This is a genomic window from Metamycoplasma subdolum, assembly GCF_033546815.1.
In the GTDB taxonomy this organism is placed as follows: domain Bacteria; phylum Bacillota_I; class Bacilli_A; order Mycoplasmatales; family Metamycoplasmataceae; genus Metamycoplasma; species Metamycoplasma subdolum.
Genome location: NZ_CP137846.1, coordinates 317,051 through 339,965, shown reverse-complemented (window position 1 = coordinate 339,965; position 22,915 = coordinate 317,051). Strand labels below are relative to the sequence as shown.

Here is a 22,915-nt window from a genome sequence, read left to right as displayed (position 1 = left end):
TTTCATATGAAGAGTGATTTTAGGGTAAAATTCTAAGCATAGAAATGGAAAAATCATGGATAAACAGAACTTAGTAAATAAAACTATGTATATGTTATCAACAGCCACAATCAAGGCTGCTATTTTTGCATTTACTATTATTAACTTTGAAATTAATGGCAAGACAAATATTATGAAACCGGGAAAAGCTATTATTTCATGAGTTAATAATTGTCGCTGATAATTTTATAAAAATAAATCATTAATTAAGCGTTTATTTTATTCAAGAGTAATAGTTTAGGGAGTGGAAAACCTAATTTTTATTAAATTTCGTTAAATTCAAAGTTAATATAAAAAGAAATTAAACAACTTTAAAAAATCTATTAGAAATTTTAAAAAACTTATCAAACAATTTTTTGCTCATTTTGAGTAAAAAATGCTCTATTTTAATTAAATTAATTAAAAAAACCGCACAAATTGGTCTCTATATTAATATATAAACTTATAATTATATTTGTATATTAATTATTATTATCTACATTGGAAATACATTTTTAATATTAGTATGCAATTACTATTAGATTCAATTTTGTGCTATTAATAAGGAGAAAAATGAAAAAATCAAAACTATGACTTGTTGGTCTGAGTGCACTTCCGCTCGCAGTAGCAAGTCTTTCAGCTTCATGCTCTTGTGTTAAGAAAAACCAAGCAGAAGATCGAAAAGTTGTTATTGAGTATAACTCAAAACTATCTCATACACCATTCATTAAAGATGGATCTCGTTCATTCGGAGGATACGTTTCAGGTATCTTACACTATTTAACAGGAACTGCTTTAGTTCGTAGACAAGGACTAAATCAAGCACAAGTTAAAACTGAAGGCCGTGAACAAAAGATTGTTGATCCTTCTTGATGAAAATATAGACTTGATGGTGCCAAAGCTATTGTTTTAACATTTGATGATAACACTGTTAAAGTTTATGACAATGACGAAGCAAGTGACAAAGCAAAACCAGGAGCTGATGGATATTACAGCTCAATGTCAGTGCAACTACTTTCAAAAGATGCTAAGTCAATAAACAACCCAACATTCTTTACAGATTTAGAAAATTCTAAAAAAGTACAATTTGTAGTTCGTGAAGGACAAAAATATGTAACAAGCGATGGTAAAGATTCAGGTTATACTGTTAAACCTCGTGACTACTGATATTCATGAATTAGAACTGCTACTTTAACAACTTCAACCAGACATTCTCTTGGTGGAAGTGATGCAACAGATAAATTAATTCGTGACAAACTATTTGAAAAAGTAGGTAACGTTTACCTAACTTCACAAGAAGAATATGCTAACGAATATCTATATGGTGTTTTCGGAGTAGATTCAGAAAAATTCTATAAAGAAGAAACATTTCTTCAAGATGTTGCTGCTTCATCAGGCTTTACAGGAAAAGCAGTAACCTTTGAATCAAATGACAAAACAAGTAGAAAACTTGGACAATTCTTTGACAAAGTTATGTGTTTATCACAAGACTTTTATCCAGCTCCATCAGAATACATTGACAAACTAAATGCAGAAGGTAAACAAGAAATTTACAACTATTTAGGAAAATCAAGTTCTGATGCAGAAGCAATTAAAGCTGAAATTAATAAACTTAACAAAGACTCAGCTGTTTTCAAAGCCGGAGTTTACTGATACGGTATTTCAGGTGACCACACTCTATATACTGGTCCTTACTACGCCGAAAGAGAAAAGAGTAACCTAAAAGAAGTTTATAAACAAAACCCTCACTACTGAGATCAAGCTTGAGTTAAAGATAAAGAAAGTGTTAAAGTAATTGAAAATATTTATCAATCTCAACCAGTTGATACAGCAATTTATCAAACAAGAGTATTTGATAAATATAAATTAGGTCAACTTTCACAAATTAGTTTTAACCAACTAAACGAAAGCCAAAAACAAGAAATCTTAAAAAATCCAGACAAATTTGGACTTCAATATGTTAAAGGTGAAAACAAAACTCACCCACACTACTGATTATTAAAAACACCTTTCGTTCAACCTACAGATAGTGCTGATCCAAAATCATTCTATGGATTTAACGATGCTTATGCAACTCTAGTTTGAGGTTCAAACTTAGAAGATATTAAAGCAGGAAAACAAAAACCAAACACATTTATTAATGGAACTGGACTTTCATTCAGAACTATGTTAACTGCTGCTATTGACTGAGATGCTGTACAAGGACTTGCAACTAACGGTGTTGGAAAAGCTTGAATGGCAAAACTTGCGAAAGATGGTTCATTAGGTGGAATTGGTACACCAGGTGATACAGTTTATAAATATGCAGATGAAGTCAACTCATTATTTGCTATTGATAAAGATGGTAAGAAAATTGATTTTGGTACTGAACTTGGACAAGAAATTAGCCCAAGCGAAAATGAAAAATCACACGCTGCCCACTCAACTGTTTCTCAAAAATTAATGTCAGCTGGTCTAAGTGCAATTAAACCAAAAATGAAAGAACTACTAGATGAGTTATTTGCAAAACCAGAATTTAGCGGGCTTCCAAAAGACCAACAAGTAGTTAAAGGAACATTCTGATTCCCATTCACTAACGCGCCACAAACTCTAATTAGTGCTGCTGAAGCTCTTTCAAAAGCAATTAGTGAACTTTTAGATGAAAGAATTCAAATTAAATTTGATTGAGAATCTAATAAAGATGAAATTAGATTCAAAAACTTCAGATACTTTGGAGCAAACGGTGAATCTATTGCTCCATGAGGTTATGACTTTGACTCAATTGCTTCAGGCTATGATGGGCTTTCATGAACAGCTTGTTTACTTCCTCAATTAATTTATATTGCTAAAGAAAAACCAGCAAATTTTGCAACTACTTTCCCACAAATTGCTAAACTTGCTGATGCATTGATTGATTGAGAATCAAAACACCCAGTAAAAGGTCCAGTTCCTTTCGCTGAACTTTACAAAATCTCACACTCACTAATTAAAGACTATGCAACTTCCCATGTCAATAGCCAATTTGAAAAATCAGGAGAAAGTTGAACATTAAAACTATCAGGCGGAAAACCAATTGAATTTAAAGATTCAACTGACTTATTTGGATTCTCAGCAAACTTCTGATTTAACTACGTTAAAGATTCACAAAACACTGACTTAATTAAGTTAATTCAAGAATTAACTACTTATGTAACTGTTAACTGAACTTATAGTACTGCAGTTGGTAGAAGTGACTTCTCACCAATACTGTTAGGTAAAGAATACAAATTTACAACTGTAAGTGACTTTGGTGCAGGAGTGGATCTATTCCAAGACTGAAAAATTAGTAAAAAATAACTAAAATTAGGAAGAGGTATTAATAAATTAAACAAATTTACAATTTATATATAAAAATCTATTAAAATTAAAAACTGAAATGACACGATACATATTACAAAGATTAGGCTTTGCAGCACTAACCCTACTTATTATCAGTATGCTTTCTTACGTTTTGACCGCAAGTTTTGGACCAAACGCATATGAAATTCTTGCTGATGAACAATGGGCTAAACCTGGAATTAAACCCGCAGGTTCTTATGAAGATTTTGTTAAAATTCTTGAAATAAAACATGGACTTCGTTATGGTGAAATCTCTCTAGATGAAACCAAAGTCATAGTTGATAACGGACCTATTCCTGCTATTGTTAGATATTTTAGATACATTGGTAATTTTCTAAAAGGCGATTATGGATTTGTTATTAATCCAAAAAATAACCCTGACCCAGTTAATTACGATACAATGCCAAAACTTTTCTTTGTACCACTTAAATATTCATTAATGGTAACTTTCCCAGCCTTTGTGCTTTCATCAATTACCGGTGTTACACTTGGAATTTTTGCCGGATATAAAAGAGGTAAACTATTTGACTCAGCGATCAATGTCTTCGTTATGATATTCATCGCTTTACCTTCATTTATAATCGCTCCGATTGCAATTTCAATTTCAACCAAGCTTGGGATCTTGCCAGTTGTTCCAGAAATGGACGGCTCACAACCTTTTGGGGTTGTGTTTGCTGCATTATTACCCCCTATTTTAGTTATCACAATCAGCTCACTCGCATCTTATACAATTTACGCTAGAAATCAAGTTATTACTGTTTTAACATCAAACTATATTTTGATTGCCAAAACAAAAGGTTTAAGTCATATACAAATCTTTTTCAAATATGTTTTTAGAAACATTTCAATTCCTATCTTTGCTATAGTCTTCCCTTCTTTCATCGGACTTTTATCAGGTGGAATTATCATTGAACGTTTCTGAAATATTAAAGGTACATCACAAGTTATTGCTTTCTCATTCCCAAATGGTGAAATTAACATTGTAATGTTTTCAATTCAATTCTTTACTTTTGTTTCACTATTAGTAGAATTATTTGTTGATGTTATGTACGTTGTACTTGATCCACGTATTAAATATGGTAAAACTAACAAAAGAAATTACATTTGATTTATCAAGGCTTTCTTTATTAGAAGAAAACTTGCTAAAGAACGTTTTGCAAAAATGGCAAATGAAAATCAGAAGAATGAACAAATTTTAAATGGAGTTAAATAAAATGGCACAGAGTGTTAAAGAATTCAATGAGCAATATAAAATAAGTAAAGATCTTGCCACAAAATTTAGTTTCATTAAAGAAGGCAGCAAGCAAAACGTTTCTTCTATTGCTGGTAAACCAAAAAAATTAGTTCAAGAAATTTTTAAACGTTTCTTTACTAACCCAGTTGTTGTTATAGCAACAGTAGTCTTTATAACAATCTTATTAATGTCAATAATTATTCCATTACCTGGCATTAGAAATTACACCCCTAATCGAAGAGTTAGTGATGTAATTTTCGTTGAATATCTTCCACCATTATCAAGGCCTTTAAAAACAGTCGCCGTCTCCGTGGATGATGAAATTTACAAACATATTGAAAATTTAAGAAAAAGTCCATTTCATGATTACTATGCCTTTTTCTTAAATACTGTTTCTGAAAGTGGAGCAGGAGTATTCTTTAACTTAACTTATGATGGCTACAAGCTATACTCAGCAACCATTTTAAACTCAAAACTTGTCGCTTTACAAGCTTCAGGTCAAACAATTACTCAAGATGTTGTAAATGACATTTTAAATAACCAAATTGTTCCTTTAAAAACAATTTTAGGAACAAACCAAATTGGTGCAGATATTTGAACAACTACTTGGTATGCAACTTGAAGAGCCGTTAAAATTGCTCTAATTGTTGTTGCAGCCCAAACATTTATCGGTGTTGCAATTGGTGCTTATTTAGGTTTCCATGCCGGAAAATTGCTTGACACAATTTGCATGAGAATAATCGAAATTTTCCAAGCACCTCCATACTTAATTTGACTTTTAATGTTCGTTTCATTCTTTGGAACAAATGACGGTGCTTTAATAGCCTCACTTATTATCATTGGATGACCTTGACCAGTTTATACAACTAGACTTTTTGTAATCACTGTTAAAAACGAAGAATACATTACTGTTGCTAAATCAATTGGTGCATCTACTTCACGTCAAGTATTTGTACATGCTTTACCCGCAATTTTAGGTAAAATTTCAACTGCATTTGTTAGAAGTGTTCCTGGTGTTATAGTTTCTGTTGCATCACTTGCTTTCCTTGGATTTTTCAAAGAAACAAAGGATACAAACCTTGGCCAATTACTATTTGAAGCTATTGAACAATCTGGAACAAACGTTTGAATCTTATTATTGCCTGCATTAATCCTATTATTTATCTCTCTTTCATTGCAATTTATTGCACTAGGAGTACATGATGCATTAGATCCAAAAGTACTTTCTAAAGGAAAGAGGAAATAATGGAAAATAAAAATAATAAAAATAACAATGTAGCCTCAAACGAAACTTCAAACATTTCATTAAATAGTCAAAGCACAGTGATTAGTACTAAAGAACTTAAAAACGTTTCTTTAGCTCAAAAAAACCGTGAAAAAATTAATTCTATCTTAAAAAGATGAGAAGTTAGTCCTTTAGAAGGCGACAAAATTTTAGAAGTTAGAAATTTACACGTATCTTTTCCAGTTGGACGTAAAAAAACAATTCACATCGTACGTGGATTAGATTTAGACATCCATCGTGGACAAATTGTTGGTCTTGTTGGCGAATCAGGTTCAGGAAAATCTGTAACTTCAAAAACACTTATCAATGTTAATGAAAATGGTATTATTACCGCTGATAAAATCCAACTTGGAAATTTAGAACTTACAAAAATCAAAAGAGAAGGTCACTGGCAACATATTCGCGGTTCAAAAATTGGTTATATTCCTCAAGATCCTCTTACTAGTTTAAATCCTACAAGAACAGTCGGAAAACAACTACTTGATGCCTTAAATAACAATCCTGACTGAAAAGATAGATCTTTCACTGATAAAAAAGATTATTTAATCAATTTACTTAAAACTTTTGGTTTAAGAGATGCTGAAAAAATTTTTCTTTCATATCCTCACACTCTTTCAGGAGGTATGAAACAAAGAATTGTTATTACGATGGTAGTTGCTCTAAAACCTGACTTAATTATTGCTGATGAACCAACAACTGCCCTTGACCCAACTGTTCAAGCATCAGTTCTTGCTTTATTTGAAAAAATTAGACAAGAAATGAAAGTTTCAATCATCTTAATTAGTCACAACATTTCTGTTATCGTTAAATTCTGTGATTACATTTACGTAATGTATGCTGGAAAAATTGTTGAAAGAGGAACTAAAAAAGAAATTTTCACAGAACCAGCCCATCCATATACTTGAGCTTTAATTTCAGCAATACCAGAAAATAAAGATGAAAAACTTTACAACATTAAAGGTACACCACCTGATATGTCAAACCTTTCATTAGGTGATCCATTTGCTCCTAGAAATGACTATGCTTTGGAAATTGACTTTCTAAAAGAACCTCCTCTAATTCCAATTACCGAAACTCATGCTGCAGCAACTTGACTTTTGCATCCAGAAGCCCCAAAAGTAACTTTATCTAAAGAATTAATTAAACGTTTAAACGCATTTAAGAAGGTATTTAAAGATGACACAAAATAAAGATTTCAAAAACCGAAAAGTTATTTTATCTTTAGATAACCTTAAAAAATACTTTGTTAACCACGGACTTATTAACAAAGCAGTTGACGGTGTTACTTTTGATGTGCATGAAGGTGAAATAGTTGGTCTTATTGGAGAATCAGGATCAGGAAAAACTACCGTTGGACGTACTCTTTTAAGACTTTATGAAGACTTTAATGGCTTTGTAAGACTTAATGACAAAATAATCTCCGGAAGAAGAATTTCTCATAGAACTAAGAAATTCATGCGTCGTAACATTCAAATGATTTTCCAAGATCCTCACGCTTCTTTAAACGGTCAACAACCAATTTATTCAATTCTAAAAGAACCTCTTTTAGTTAATGGGATAATGAAAGAAAAAGTTAATGACATTTTTAAAGATTGACAAAAAGTAAAAGATGCTTTTAAATTTACTCACAACTTAAAAGCACTTGAACTTGAAAGAAACAACTTAAAAGAAATTAATACTTTAGCTAAACCATTTTTCTACGAGTGAGTTGAAAAATTAAAAAACTTAGAGTTCTCAAAAGACATCCCTTTGGAAGATAACTTTAACTCCTTTTTTGGTTATCTAGAACAAAAACAAAATATTGAATCCATCATAATTAACAACCTTTACTCTAACACTGATGAACTCTTAAAAATTTATTACATCAATCAAGAAAAGTTTAGAAATAATAATTTAACTAAACCTGAAGTTGATTATTTAAAAGCAAAAGAACAACTTGCTAAAGTTAAGAAATTAAGCAAAATCACACAAGATGGTTTTAGAATTAAAACCAAAATTAAAGAACTTAAAAAAGAACTTAAAGAATTCAAAGCAAATGTTAATGAACAAGTTAACTCAGCCAAAAATGCTTTTTACAACTATCGTAAAGAATTTAAGAGTGAACAAGGACTTGTTAACATTGCTCGTTTAACTTCAATTGATTTAGATTACTATCTATATTGTTTAAAAAACGAATATTTATACAAAAAATCAGCACAAATTATGATTGGTAAATCACGTAGTTGCAAATATTTAGAATTTGATCAAATCAAAGAGTTAATTAGTAAAATCTCAGACTATCAAAAAGATTTTTACAAAACTCAATTAGAACAAATCATTTTTCAACCTAATGTGAAAAATATCGTTAAAGAAACAATTAAGAAAAACTTTACTTTTGATTTTTCAAAATATGAAGAACTTTCAAACAAAAATAAACAAAAAATCTTAAATCAAATTGATTCATTAAAAGATAGAATTCATGAAAATGAACTATTGCTAGCTCGTGAAAAACAAAAAGATCCTCGCTTTACTCAAGAACAACTTGCAAAAGCCAAAGAAGAATTCAAACTTGCTGAAGCAGAATATGCAACTGCAAGAATTGACATTCTAGTTGATTTTAAACAAAAAATCAAAAAGCTTTATGAAGAAATTAATGAACAGCAATCTCTTTATGAAGAACTTGTTAGTTTACAAACAGAATGTAACAAAAAATATGAAGAATTAAAAGATAAATTCTTTGTTTTCATGGAAGAGCTTGGAAAAGACAAATCCCAAGCAGATATGGTTAAGACTTATGTAACAACCTATAAATCTGATCTTGCTATTAAAGAAGAAACACTTCGTTCATTCGACATTGAAAGAAAATACTTAAATCGTGATATTAAAAACTTATACATTCTTTTAGGAGTGGATAAAAACTGAGTTAAAAAGAACTTAGAAATAAGTGACAATATCAAGGAAGATGTTGATGCAACAAGAACACAATGAAAGAAAACTTTCAATATCTTTAATTGAACTTTATTCAAGCCTTTAGCAAAATATTTAGTAACTCAATTACTTTACAAAATTACTATCTATCGTGCTTTAGAAGATGTTGGGCTTTTAAAACAATTTGCATATCGTTATCCTCATGAATTCTCAGGAGGACAACTTCAAAGAATTGTAATCGCTCGTGCTTTAATTACTCAACCAAAAGTAGTAGTAGCTGACGAGCCAATTGCTTCACTTGATATTTCTATTCAAGCTCAAGTGGTTAACTTGTTAAAAGAATTATGTATTCAAAAAAACATAGGACTTATCTTTATTGCACATGACCTTTCAATGATTGAATATGTAGCTGATAATATTCAAATTATGCACTTAGGTAAGATCGTAGAATTTGGTAAAACTGAAGCAATTTATGCTAAACCAGTTCATCCATACACAATCAACTTATTTAAAGCAATTCCTAAAATTTCAAATGCAAATGAAAAATTCCAAGATGTTTCTTTTGAACTTGATTATTTAAATGAACAACAATTTCCAAATATTCCTGAAGTTAGCGAAGTTTCAAAAGATCACTTCATTTATGGTACAAAAGAACAAGCGAAAAAATGAATTAAAGAAGCTAAAACAAATGAATCTTTTGCTGATGATAGCTTATTAACCTAACAAACTAAAATAGCGAAAAATAATGAAAAAAGATGAAGCCGAATAACTTCATCTTTTTTTAATTTCCTTTCCTTACATAACTTAAAAACTCGAACTTTATAGTAAAATTTACATAATATGAATCAAGAAAAACAAACCTTCAAAGAATATTGAAAAACCAGTTGAAAAAAAGGATACATTATCTATTTTTTCGCTGCTCTTTTAGTATTCTTAATTATGATTTTAGCAGTTAAATTTACTGTTAAAAGATTTGATTATTATGATGAAATCAATAAAATAAAACATTACAAATTAATAAGTTGAAAAGAAACTTTATCAATTGTTGGAATAGTAATGATATGCTTCAATCTTTTAGCAATTTTCTTTAAGTATGGTCTTGGCAATGGATTTGTTAGAATGTTTAAAAGATCAGCACGTGAAAGAAAAATTAGAAGAAATGCAAAAACAAAATATACACTAGGAATGAGCATCGCTGAAAAGGATAAAATTTTAGCTGATGAAAGAGAAAGATACGAATATGAAGAATCTAAATCTTTTGAAAGCGACAATCAAAATCCTAAAAAAAGAAATGGTGATTTTGCATTCTTTTTCTTAATAATAATTGGACTACTTTTACTCTTAAGTTTAATTTAAAACAAAGCAATAAAAAAAGCAGAAGAGCCTTAAACTTTCTGCTTTTTCTTTAATTATTTTTTAGCTTTTCTTTTAGGCTTAGTCATTGCTAATATTAACATTGCAAGTAGTAATACTCCATTACCTGCAATTGCCAAAATTGTTGCTTCTCTAAGAGTAAATTTGAATTTCTTAGGTTCAACTTTTTCTTCTTTTTCATGAGTTTTTAATGCATCTAAAATTGGTTGAGTTTTTTCAATTAAATCTTTAATTTGTCTTTCATCATTTTCTTGATTTAAATCTTGCTTTCCATCAAGTGCAAGAATTTCTTTTGCTTCATTTTCGATGTCATCAAAGTTAGGTTCATATTTAATTGAATCTCTTTTAACTTGTAAAAGATTATATAGGTCTTTAAGTTTCTTCATTTGCTCATTGACACTATTTGAATCATTTAAAGCACGAGTAATATCTTTGTCATCTTTTGCTTTTGCAAGCAATGATTTGAAGTAATCTTTTTGCACTTTTGTTAAGTTTTCATTACTATCAATTTTAGTGTTATATTCTTGCTTAATTGCGTTAACTAAATTGCTAGTTTCATCTTCAATATCACGAACAAGCTGATCGTTAATATTATTTAAATTGTCTGCTTTTTGAAGTAAAGTATTTAATTTTTCTAAGCTTGTTTTTACCTCTTTTTCATCTTGCAATGCATTTGCTTTTATTAAAATTGAAGTTAAATCTTCTAAAGCAATTCTTAAATTTTGCATTACTTTATCTAAAGCGATTGCTTCATCATAAATTTGGTTCAGTTCTATTGGATTTTTACCAAAAACTTTTGCCTTTAATTTATCTTTTTGTTCTTGATTTAATGAAGGAAGATTTTGAATTGTTTCTTTTAAATCATTTTCAATTAATTTAGTAATTTCATCTTTAACTTGATCTTGATTGTCTAAAGTAATTTCTTGAAGTTTTGTAGTAATTTGTAATTTAATTTCATTGTCCATTCATTTAAAATCATCAAGTTCATTTATTAAGTTTTTAATTTCTTCTTTTAATAAGTTGTTAAGTCCATCAAGTTTTTTTCTTGCATCTTGCAAGTCACCGATTAGGCTAAATACTTGAAGTTTATTTTTAGCATCATCAAATGTTGCATTAGCAAGTGCTTTGTCATAAGCTTCTTTTTTATCCAAACTTGCTTTTAAATAGTTTGAACTTGTTTTTACAAGATCTGCTTTGGCTTTTTCTTGTGCTAGAGAAAGCATTGCACCAGATAGGGAGTTTGCATCATTAATAATAGTATGAACTGAGGTGAAATCTAAACTAATATCAGCTGGAACTTTAGATTTGAAGTATTCTTTTTGTTTATCATTGATATTTTCAATTGTATCAAGTTTAGCAATTAATTTCGTTCTTAGTTCAGCATAAACTTCATCTTTGATTGGGTGAGCATTTTTGTTGGTGATTGAATCAACTTTTTGATTTTGAGTTACTTTTTCATTTTCACTTAATCATTTTGCTTCTTGAATATTTGCTTTAATTTCATCTTTAATTTCATTAACTTTTGTTTCAATAAATGATTTAAGCTCTTGTTCAATTAAAGAAAGATTTGCAATTGAATTTGTTAAATCAGTTTTGTTATTAAATTCATTCTTTTTATCAACACTTAGAACAAAATCAGTTTCGCTTGAAATTAAAGATTTAATTTCAGCTTTTTTAGCATTAACTCTTGTTTCACCATCTAAGGCTGCAAGGGTAAGTTTGTAATCTTGAATTAATTTTTCAACGGCGTTAATGTCTTTGTTATCTACAAATTCAAGTGCTTTTTGAGAAACGTCAAAGTTATTTAATTTAGTGTTATCTGCTTCTAAATAATTAATTGTAGTTTTAACATTTTTGCTTTCTTCTTTTAGATCATTTAATTCTTTCATCTTACTATCTAATGCTTTTGCATCATTAATAAGTTGATTTAATTCATTAGAGGTTTTTAAGCTTAAATCTAATGTAGTGTAATATTCTTTTTGTTTAGCGTTTAGATTTACAAGTTTGTTAAATTCATCTATAACAATCTTTGCAATCCCTAAGTTAACTTCACTTTCAATTGCACTAATTGTATCAGCGGTTGCATTTTCCACTTTTTCATTTAAACTTAATTTTTCAATTTGGCCAATAGCATTGGTATTTGAAATTTTATCTTTTAATGCTTGCTTTTTGTCATCAAGTACCTTTTTATTTGATTGATTTAAAGCATCTTTTTCATTAATAATCTTTTTGAGATCGTCAAGATTTTTAGCTGATGCAATTTTTTGTTTTAAATCATCTTTTTGTGAAGAAGTTAGAAGTGAATCATCATTAATTAAAGTAGTTAATTTTGCTTTTTCTTCATTAAGTTTTGCTTCACCATTTAGTTTGGCTTTAGCTTCTTCATAGTTTTTGACTAAATTGTCAACTGAAGGTTTATCTTTATTGTCATTAAATTCTAAGGCTGATTTTGCATTTTCAAACTCTGTTTGTAAATCTAAATCAGAGTCTTTAAAGTTTTGACTATTTATAATAGTTAAACTTTCAATTTTAGCTTCATTTAATTTTTGCATTGAAAGATTTAAAGCATCTGCTTCTTCAAGAACTAATACTAAATCATCAATATTTAATTTAAGGTTTGCTTTTTCTTTTAAAGCAAGTTTTTGATTGTCATTTAAATTAGCAAGTGAGTCAATTTTTTCATTTAATTTAGTTTTAGCTTCACTAATTACTTCAAGAGTAATGTTTTTAAAGTTTTTATTAGTAATAGTGTCAACTTTTTGATTTAAAGTAGTTTTGTCATCTATTCAAGAAATTTTTGTAATTTCGGTTTTTAAATTATTTTTAATTTCACTAACTTTTTGATTAATAAATTCATCAACTTCTTGATTAATTGTAGTTAAAGTTGCAAGTGAAGTTGCTGTGTCAACTTTTTGTTTGAATTCTTGTTTTTTAGCAAAATCAATAATTTCTTTATCTTCGGCGAAAATTTTGGCTTCAAGTTTTTCTTTTTCACTGGCAATATTTTTATCACCATCAAGATTTTGTATTGCTACAACAAGATCATCTTTTATTTGGTTAACTTCAGTTAAAGTAATTGTTTCAATAGTTTTTGCTAAGTTTAATTTATCATCAAAATCTTGCTTGATATTTAAGGTTGAATCTAAATAATTTTGTTTAGCTTTTTCAGCTTCTGCTTGACTAACTACATCATTTAATTCCTTCATTACTTGACTTAATGTAGGAATAGTAATTGTGTAAGTTTCGTTAAGAATTGAAACTAAAACAGTAGTATCAATTTGAGTTTTGAAAGTTTCAATTTGTTTAGCATTTAAGTTTTTATCTGCAGCAATTTTTGTTTCAAGAATTACTACTAAATCGTTTTTTACTTCATTTTTGATTTGATCAATGTTTGTTGAAGTTGCAGTTTCAAGTTTATCAATTGCAGCTTGCTTTTCAACAGTAGAAGTTCATTTAGTTTCATTAATTTTGCTAATTAATTCATCTTTTTTATCTCTAAGTTCTTCTAAAGATTTAATTTCAGCTTTAATTGGGTCTAAGTCTTGAAGTTTTGTTGCATCGTTAACTTTTAATTTAAGTGCATCTTTTTGTTCATTGCTTAATTTACTATTATTAGTAATTTCATTAGTTAAATCAATTTTTGCTTGTTCAAGTGTAGAAAGTCCACTTAATGCTTCTTTTGCTTCACGAACGTTTTTGATTAATAAATCAACACTTGCTTTATCTTTATTATCAACAAAATCAAGTGCTGCATAAGCTAGGTCAAATGCTTCTTTTTTAGCAGGTGTGTCATTTGTATAAACATGAGTTGTTTTAACATCTTTGTAAGCATCTTTGATTTGCTTTAAATCTTGCATAGATAATTCAAGTAATTGAGTATCATCTAAAATTTTGTTTAATGAAGTCGCTGGCAAGCCTTTAATAACTTGTGCTTTTAAGCCTGCTTTTTGAGCAGGGTTTAAATAAGTTAAAGCCCCGATTTTCGCTTCGTAAGCAAGTTTGATTTGTTCCTTAATTTCATCTTCAACAGTATCAATTGTATTTAATTTGGCGTTTTGAACTTTTAAGTTTAAAGGCTCTTTATCAACTTCTTCAATTGCTTTTACTTGCCTTAAATTATTTAAGATTTCTTCTTTTTTATTATCTAAAGCAATTTGGTTAGCTGAATTTAATCTTGCTTGTTCGTGTCTAATTTCTTCAAGTTGTTGTAATGAAGTTGCAGTTGTTACTTGAGATTTTAAAGTATTCTTTTGATCATCTTTTAAAAGTTCATCATTATTAATTTCTTGGGTTAATTTTGCTTTTTCATCATTAAGTTTTTGAGTTCCGTTTAAAGCATTTCTAGCATCATTTAATTTTTGAACTAATGCATCAACAGCAACCTTGTCTTTATTATCAATGAATGTTAAAGCATTGTAAGCCTCTTCAAAACATTTTTGTTTTTCTAAATCAGCGTCTTTGAAGTTTTGTGTATCTTTAACATTTAAGTTATTGGTTTTTGTTTCATTTAAAGTTTTCATTGATACTTCAAGATTATTAGCCTCTTCATAGCAAATAACAAATTCTGCAATAGTTTTCTTGAGACTAATTTTATCTTTTAAAGCTTGCTTTTGTGCTTCATTTAAGTTGGGTAATGTATCAACTTTTGCTTGAAGTGTTTGTTTAGCAGTTGTTACAATTTCATCAGTAGTTGCTTTGAAGTTTTTATTGGTTAATGAATCAACTTTTGCATCAAGTTGATTTTTAATTTGAGCCTCTGCTCAAGCCATTTTTTGAATTTTTTGCTTTAAATCTTGTCTAACTTTGTCAATACCAGTTTGAATTGCATTTTCAATTTCATTTTCAACTAAAGCAAGATCAGCAAGTGAAGTTTTTTGTTCAACTTTTTGAGTCAATTCTTGCTTTTTGGCAGCGTCAATAATTAATTCATCTTCAGCTTGAACTTTTGCCTTAAGTTCTTCTTTTTTGGCACTAATTCTAGCATCACCATTTAGTGCGTTTTTAGCTTTATTGAAATTGTCGATGATGGTTTGAACTTTTACTTTATTTTTAGCATCTGCAAAAGTCAAGTTATTGTATGCTGCATCATATTCTGCTTTGATGTTATTTTCACTATCTAAATAATTGGTTGTAGTGTTGGTGTTTGTATTTGAATCTTTTAATTCCTTAACTTGTTTCATTAAATTATCTAAGTATTTAGCTTTTTGTAAAGTTAAGTTAAGTTCGTTGGCTTCAGTTTGAGGCAATGTAATGCCTTTGAAATAATCTTTTTGTGCATCGTTTAGATAAGTAAGTTTAGTAATTTCTTCCTTTGTTTTTGATGCAATTGTTTCATTAATTTCAACTATCACATTATCAATTGTTTCAATTGTTGCATTTTCAACTTTTGAAAGAAGAGTTGGTTTAGTTGCAACGTCGATTGATTCTACTTGATTAATTTTTGAAGTAATTTCTTGTTTTTTATTATTTAAATATTCTTTGTTTTTGTCACTTAATTTAATCTTTTCATTTTTGATTTCATTAATTTCTGCAAGTGATTTTGCCAAAGTTAATCTATTTTTTAGATCATTTTTTTCACTAGTTTTTAAAAATTCGTCATTTGTAATTTCAGTTGTTAATGAATTTTTTGCTTCTAGTATTTTAGCGTCACCATTTAGAGCGTCTTTTGCATTATTTAAAGTATTGATTAAAGTTTCAACTGCAACTTTATCTTTATTATCTTCAAAATTTAAAGCATTGTGTGCATTGATAAAGTCATTTTGTTTTTGCAATTCGGCGTCTTTAAAGTTTGAAGTTTTATAAACATCTTGACAAGTTGCTTTTAAATCATTTAAAGTTTTCATTGTGCCATTTAAAGCATTTGATTTGTCAAAGAATTTTACAAGTTCAACAACTTTTATTTCAGCAGCGACTTCTGCTTTTATTGCATCTTTTTGTGCTTGATTTAGGTTTGTTAGAGCTTGAATTTGTTTGTTTAAATCCTCTTTTGAAGCTTCAATAATTTGATTTCTTATTGCTTTGAAATTTTTATTGGTAATTTTTGTTGCTTGTTGAGTGGCTTGATTTTTGTTTTCTGTGTTTAATCAAGTTGCTTTTTGAATATTTTGATTTAAAGTTTCTTTAATTTTATTTACATTTTCTTGAATTAATTTATCAATTGATTTTTCAAAAGTTGTAAGTTGTGCAAGTGTTGTTTGAGAATCAATATCTTGTGTGAATTTTGTTTTATTTGCATTGTCAATTATTTCAAAATCTTCAGAAGCAACTTTTGCTTTAAGTTCTTCTTTTTTACTTAAAATTCTTTTATCACCATCTAAAAGATTTTTTGCACTAGTTAGTCTGAAAATTATATTTTCAATATCAGCCAAATTTTCACTTTTAGTATTTTGTGCTTCAATTAAAACATTATCAAAGTTTTCTTTAAGTAAATCATTTGCATCTATGTAATTTTGTTTGATTTTTTCAGCATCAGAATCACTAATTAAAGTTTGTAAATCTTGCATTGCTTTATTTAGTTTTAAAGCTTCGTCATAAAGATTATTTAAAGGATTTATATCTTCACTTTGAATTACTTTGCTATTTAATGCAGCAACTTGTTCAACTTTTAAATTAGATAATTTTTGAACTTCAGATTTTAAAGTTGTAGTAAAGGCTAAGATAATTTCATTTTTTATGTCATTAAAGTTTTCTTCGGTTGCACTATTTACTCTTGCAATTAAAGTGTCTTTAGTTTCAGGGGTTGTTCATTTTGTTGCTTTTATTTTTTCAATTAAAGCATTTTTGTCAATTGCAAGTTGATCATAAATTCCATCAAGTGCTGTTCTTGCTTTTAATAAGTTATCATAAATTGCTTTTACTTCTGCTTCATTTTTATTATCATCAAAAAATGATGCATTATAGGCTTGAATATATGCTTTTTGTTTTTTAGCAGTATCTTCTATAAAGTCTTTACTTTTAATTACTTGACCATAAAGTGCTCTTTCGTTTAATAGTTTCTCCATCATTTGATCAAGCTCTCTTGATGTTTTATAAGCAACACCTAGAGTGTCAATTAATTTTGAAAGACTTCCTTCACTGTATAAAGGAAGAGTATCTTTGAATGACTTAAGTTGATTAGCGTTAAGGTTAGGTAAATCTTTATCATTAAGAAATTTAAATAAATGTCATCTTGATTCATCAAAAACTTCTTCGTAAAGTTTATTAATTCCAAAATCGTCAGTATTGTTTACTTTTTGAATAAGTTCATCTCTTTTGCCTGCTTCAATTCAAACAGAAACATTTATGTTTCTTATAAGTTCATCTTTTAAAGGGGCGATAATGTTTGCAATTTCATTTTTGTAATCAACAAGGATTTTTTCAATATCTCCTCTTGTAACTTGATTGTCAATTTTATCTTTGTATGCTTGTTTTTTAACATCATCTAAAAGTGGTGAAACAATTTGATTTTTAGCATCGTTTTTAGCGTTAGTTAAGTTAGCATCACCGTTTAATCCGATGTAGCAAGTTCCATATCAGTTGATATATCAATTGACTTGGTGTCAATTCATGTATCTATTTTCAATCATATTTTGATATACAGCATCATAGTTTTGTTTGCGGAAATCACTTGCTTCGGTATATCTTGGAGTTTTTATAATTTCTCTATATTCAATTGCTTTGTCGTTTGCAATTTTCATAATATTGTTTAAGCTTGCAAGTTCGCTTCATTTTTTGTTGTAACCATTTTTATCATAGTCTCAGGTTATATCTTTTGTTATATAAGTTACTTGGGCTTCGTTTAAATAAATAAGATTCTTTTTAATTTGAGCTTTAAAATGTTCTAAAAACCTTGTTTCCATTTTCATTATTTCATCTTCAGGCCAAGGTTTTGTATGCACATTTGCAACTTCTTGCAGCATATTTGCTTTAAAAGTAGGTTCTATAAAATGACAATTATTAAGTTTATCAAGTAGTCTATCTTTTCAAACAGATACACTTCTTGCACCGATTTTAGCTCTTGGAAGCCCTTCTTTTAAATCAACAAAAAGAGTTTTAACTTTCTTGTTAAACTCATTAACTTCTAATTCATTGGTTGGATTTGGGGCATAAAATCAAGCAAGTTCATTGCTTCTTCCTGCTTTTTTTCTTGTGAAAACATTTTCAAGTTCTTCAAGTTTTTCAATATCATCTTTTTTGCAAAGACCAAAATTTTTATCAGCTTTGAAAGTTTGAAATTCTTTTACAAGAGTGTCAATATTTTCATAAGTTTGATTAACTTGTTTTAACGCGATTGAAGAAAAAGCGATTTTTTCATTCACTTTTATTAAAACATTAGCGGGTGTGTCAGTGCTCTTTTTGTAAAGATGAGTGTCAATTGCGTTATTTACTAAATTTTTAAAGTAAACATTAAATCAGGGTTTGTTTAAAGATTTAAATTCCTTTTTTCCTCAAGCAACAATAGCATCAGTTAAAGAATTTTCTTGGTTTGCAAGTTTTTGATTAAGTGCTTTCTTTCAAGTTTTTATAATTCAAGTCAATGAAATATTGGCGTTTTTATCCAAGAATGTAGCATCAATATTTTCATTAAAATCAACAAAATAATATTTGATTGATTCAATAATTTCATTTCTTGTTTTTGCGTTAATTCATGAGAAATTATTTTTGATTTTTTGTATTGCAATTATTGCGTCATTTGTAACTAATTCTTTTTTGTAGAATATTTCATTTTTTTCATTAGTATTTGCTGACAATATTGTTAAAGGCACAGAGGTTAAAGCGAGCGCTGAAAGTGTGGTTAGTATTTTTTTGTTCAGTAATTTTTTATTCATATTTTTTCCTTAAATTTTTTAAATAAAAATAATGTGAATAGAAACTAATTTCAATTATGTTAAAAACATAATTTAAAGCATTTTAACATATTTCTTAAAATTTCTAAATTAATTCTAAGGTTTTAATTATACCACTTTTTCAATTTTCTTCTAAAGATATATTAAAGTATATTAATATAATAATGAAAATATAAAATTAATCTTTTGATTAAAAATAAACTAACAAAGCATATAATTTTATAAGGTATGCAAGCCACAAATTTAATTTTCATATAGAAAAACACAAGCAATTTTTGAATATTGAAAATTCTAAATTTACTCTTAAATTTAAATGTTTTTTAGAAAAATGCAAAGGAAAGAAATGAAATATTTAATTGGAAATTTAAAAATGAATTTTTCACCAGATGAAGCTAAAAATTATTCACAAGAACTTTCAAACGAAGTTCAAAATGCAAATTTAAAAAATGTTACAGTTGGTGCTGCTTTTGGACATGATTCAATGTATTTAAAAAGTTTGCAAAATTATAGTTTTATTTTTGGAACACAAAATTTTTACCCAAAAAGCAAAGGTGCTTTTACAGGCGAAATTTCAATTAGAAGTTTGGAAAATTTTAACTTAGATTTTTGCCTTGTTGGACATAGTGAGAGAAGAATACTATTCAATGAAACTGAGGCATTAATTAATAAGCAAATTTTATGTCTTGAAAAATCAAAGATTATGCCAATTCTTTGCATTGGTGAAAACAAAGAGGAATTTGAAAATAATAAAACAAAAAGTAAGCTAAAAAGACAAATAAAAAATGCCCTTGCAGACTTTGAATGAAGCAAAGATTTAATCATTTCTTATGAACCAATTTATGCAATTGGAAACGGACTTGTTCCTGAAAACTCACATATTGAAAGTTGCATTAAATACATTAAAAAAATAACTGAAAATAAATGTCCTGTTCTTTATGGCGGGTCTGTTTCGTTAAATAATATTGAAAAACTTTTAGAAATCAAGAGTTTAGATGGTTTTTTGGTTGGTGGGGCTGCATTAAATGCAAAAGATTTTGTTAAAATGGCAAAAATAATGGAAAAAAACTCATAAAAAAGTTTTTCTAAACCCTAGAAATTTCATTTTTACAACCTCTTTTATAATCTTTAAAGAAAATTAATAAATACTATAAAATTATTATTATGTCAAAGTTTAAATTATTTAATTTTAAATCAACCGAAATGCGAATTGCAGAAGCAACATTAAAGAAAATCAATGCTTTAGAAGAAAAAGTAAGTGCTTTAACTGATGAAGAACTTAAAGCTAAAACTGCCGAATTTAAACAAAGGTTAAATTTAGGCGAAACTGCTGATGATATAAGAGCTGAAGTTTTTGCAGTAAGTCGTGAAGCAACTAAAAGAATTTTAAAAAAGCGTCCTTTTGATGTGCAAATGATTGGTGGAGTGATTTTAGATCTTGGATCAGTTGCTGAAATGAAAACTGGTGAAGGTAAAACTATTACATCAATTGCTCCTGTTTATTTAAACGCAATTACCGGTCAAAGTGTAATTGTTTCAACGGTTAATGAATATCTTGCTCAACGTGATGCCGAGGAAATGGGTCAAGTTTTTAGCTTTCTTGGTTTAACAGTCGGAATCAATAAAACACAAATGTCATCTAATGAAAAAAGAGCAGCTTATGCTTGCGATGTTTGTTATTCAGTTCACTCTGAACTTGGATTTGACTATTTACGTGACAATATGGTTTTAACTCGTGAAGAAAAAGTTCAAAGAGGACTTGATTTTATCTTACTTGATGAAGTTGACTCTATTTTAATTGATGAGGCTAAAACTCCTTTAATTATTTCAGGCGGTGATGAAGGTGTTACTGAAATGTATAACATTGCCGACATTTTTGTTAGAACCTTAACTAAAAAAGATTATGAAATTGATGAAGAAACAAAATCTGTTTATTTAAGTGAAAGCGGAATTGAAAAAGCCAATAAATACTTTGGTTTCAATAACTTATATGATATTCAAAACTCAGAACTTGTACATAGAATTCAAAATGCTTTAAGAGCACACAAAGTTATGAAACTTGATGTTGAATACATTGTACGTGATGATAAAATCGAACTTGTTGACTCATTTACTGGAAGAATTATGGAAGGTCGTGCTTATTCAGAAGGACTTCAACAGGCAATTCAAGCTAAAGAAAGAGTTGAGGTTGAAGCTGAAACAAAAACACTAGCAACCATTACTTATCAAAACTTTTTCAGACTTTTCAAAAAAGTCTGCGGAATGACAGGAACTGCTAAAACTGAAGAAAACGAATTTATTGAAATTTATAACATGCGTGTTAATGTAGTTCCAACAAATAGACCTTTAATTAGAGTTGATGATGAAGATGAAATTTATGTAACAGCTCATGCAAAATGAAAAGCTGTTGTTAAAGAAATTAAAAGAGTATATGAAAAAGGTCAGCCTGTTTTAATAGGGACAGCACAAGTTGAAGATTCAGAAATCTTACATGAATATTTAATAGAAGAAAGAATACCTCATACAGTATTAAACGCTAAACAAGATGCTTCTGAAGCACAAATTATCGCTGAAGCTGGAAAAGTAAAAGCTGTAACTATTGCAACCAATATGGCTGGTCGTGGAACTGACATTAAACCTACTAAAGAAGCCCTTGAACTTGGCGGTCTTTATGTTCTTGGAACAGAAAAGGCTGAAGCGAGAAGAATTGACAACCAACTTAAAGGTAGATCTGGACGTCAAGGTGATATTGGTTATACTAAATTCTTCTTGTCTTTAGATGATCAACTAATTTTGCGTTTTTCAGTTCAAGATCATTGAAAAGAATATTTCAAAGAATTTGGTGATAATCCTATTGCTGGTAAAGCAATCAAATCAGCTTTTTTAAGAGCACAAAAGAAAATTGAAGGGTTTAACTTTGATAGCCGTAAATCAGTTCTAAACTTTGATGATGTTATTAGACAACAAAGAGATTTAATTTATGAACAAAGAGATTTAATTTTAAATCGTGATGATCTAGGTTCTATTATTAAAAAAATGATTCAAGTTTGTGCCGAACAAACCGTTAATAATCCTTACTTTATTAATAAAAACGGCACCCTTGACTACGAAGGGTTTGTTGAACATTTAAATAAAAACTGAATGAATTTAACTGATCATAAATTTAGCTATGAAGAAATTAAGAAATTTGATAAAGAAGATTTAATTGATTATATTATTCAAATATGAAACCGTGAATATGATAAATTAAGACAAAACATTGTTGAAAAATATGGAGTGGGAGCATTAAGCCAATCTGAAAGATATATTATCTTGAATGTATTTGACGCTGCTTGACAAGATCATATTAACGTTATGGATAAACTAAGACGTTCATCTCATTTAGTACAATATTCACAAAAAAACCCTTACCAAATTTATACTAATTTAGGGTCTAAGAAATTTAAAGAATTAACTAATCGAATTGCTTTAGAAGCTACTGTTAACCTAATGAATAACTATGATGCTGTTAAATCTGTTAATGCTGAAGATATGGACTCTCAATTTATTTCTCCAAAATCAAAAACTAGCGAAGAAGCAAATGCTTTAATTGTCTCATTTATTAAGAGCATGGTTGATGAAGAAAGAGCAAGACTAATTGCTAAAGGTGTAAGCGAACTTGAAGCAAATGATATTGTTGAAGCTAAAAAACGTGAAGTTTTAGATGAACTAAGAATTAAATTTGAAGAATTCCAAAAGGTTCAAGCAAATCAAGAAAATAAAGAAGATGAAAAAGTAAAAAACTAACATATACAAGAAGAAATTTAAAAATTTATATTATCAATAAACACAAAAAAATACTCAATGTTTTTACTGAGAAAACTTGAGTTTTTTTATGCATTTGTTTTAAGAAATTAAAAGTTTAATTTTGAATAAAAA

The 22,915-nt window shown here is 28.5% G+C and carries 10 protein-coding genes; 9 read left to right on the top strand and 1 reads right to left on the bottom strand.

From position 1 onward, the window contains the following. The first annotated feature begins 55 nt into the window (after positions 1-55). From R9C05_RS01440 to R9C05_RS01410, 7 genes are all read left to right on the top strand, one after another. Complete coding sequence (locus tag R9C05_RS01440) at positions 56-223, top strand: hypothetical protein (RefSeq protein ID WP_170141522.1); 168 nt, start codon at positions 56-58, stop codon at positions 221-223. Positions 224-591: 368 nt separating this feature from the next. Continuing rightward, entirely contained in the window at positions 592-3,333 is a 2,742-nt protein-coding gene (locus R9C05_RS01435; protein ID WP_121940727.1) for an OppA family ABC transporter substrate-binding lipoprotein, read from the top strand. A gap of 79 nt (positions 3,334-3,412) precedes the next feature. Continuing rightward, positions 3,413-4,588, top strand: coding sequence for an ABC transporter permease (locus R9C05_RS01430; protein WP_121940728.1), 1,176 nt, complete (start codon positions 3,413-3,415; stop codon positions 4,586-4,588). Position 4,589: 1 nt separating this feature from the next. Further along, a complete protein-coding gene (locus R9C05_RS01425; RefSeq protein WP_277870179.1) occupies positions 4,590-5,855 on the top strand; it encodes an ABC transporter permease in 1,266 nt (421 codons plus the stop codon). After that, the gene (locus R9C05_RS01420) at positions 5,855-7,084 is read left to right on the top strand and encodes an ABC transporter ATP-binding protein (protein WP_121940730.1); all 1,230 of its coding nucleotides are present in this window, start codon (positions 5,855-5,857) and stop codon (positions 7,082-7,084) included. The genes R9C05_RS01425 and R9C05_RS01420 overlap by 1 nt, the downstream gene beginning before the upstream one ends. Continuing rightward, positions 7,071-9,524: an ATP-binding cassette domain-containing protein gene (locus R9C05_RS01415; RefSeq protein WP_121940731.1), complete on the top strand. Its 2,454-nt coding sequence runs from the start codon at positions 7,071-7,073 to the stop codon at positions 9,522-9,524. The genes R9C05_RS01420 and R9C05_RS01415 overlap by 14 nt, the downstream gene beginning before the upstream one ends. Before the next feature lie 117 nt (positions 9,525-9,641). Continuing rightward, complete coding sequence (locus R9C05_RS01410; protein WP_121940732.1) at positions 9,642-10,157, top strand: DUF3899 domain-containing protein; 516 nt, start codon at positions 9,642-9,644, stop codon at positions 10,155-10,157. Between the two features lie 53 nt (positions 10,158-10,210). Here R9C05_RS01410 and R9C05_RS01405 read toward each other — a convergent pair whose 3' ends face one another. Next, a complete protein-coding gene (locus R9C05_RS01405; RefSeq protein ID WP_121940733.1) occupies positions 10,211-18,982 on the bottom strand; it encodes a GA module-containing protein in 8,772 nt (2,923 codons plus the stop codon). A gap of 361 nt (positions 18,983-19,343) precedes the next feature. Here R9C05_RS01405 and R9C05_RS01400 point away from each other — a divergent pair, with 361 nt between their 5' ends. Both R9C05_RS01400 and secA read left to right on the top strand, forming a co-directional pair. Continuing rightward, on the top strand, positions 19,344-20,072 hold the full coding sequence (locus tag R9C05_RS01400; RefSeq protein ID WP_121940734.1) for a triose-phosphate isomerase: 729 nt from the start codon (positions 19,344-19,346) through the stop codon (positions 20,070-20,072). 89 nt (positions 20,073-20,161) lie between these two features. Further along, positions 20,162-22,783, top strand: coding sequence for a preprotein translocase subunit SecA (secA, locus tag R9C05_RS01395; RefSeq protein WP_121940735.1), 2,622 nt, complete (start codon positions 20,162-20,164; stop codon positions 22,781-22,783). Positions 22,784-22,915 lie beyond the last annotated feature (132 nt).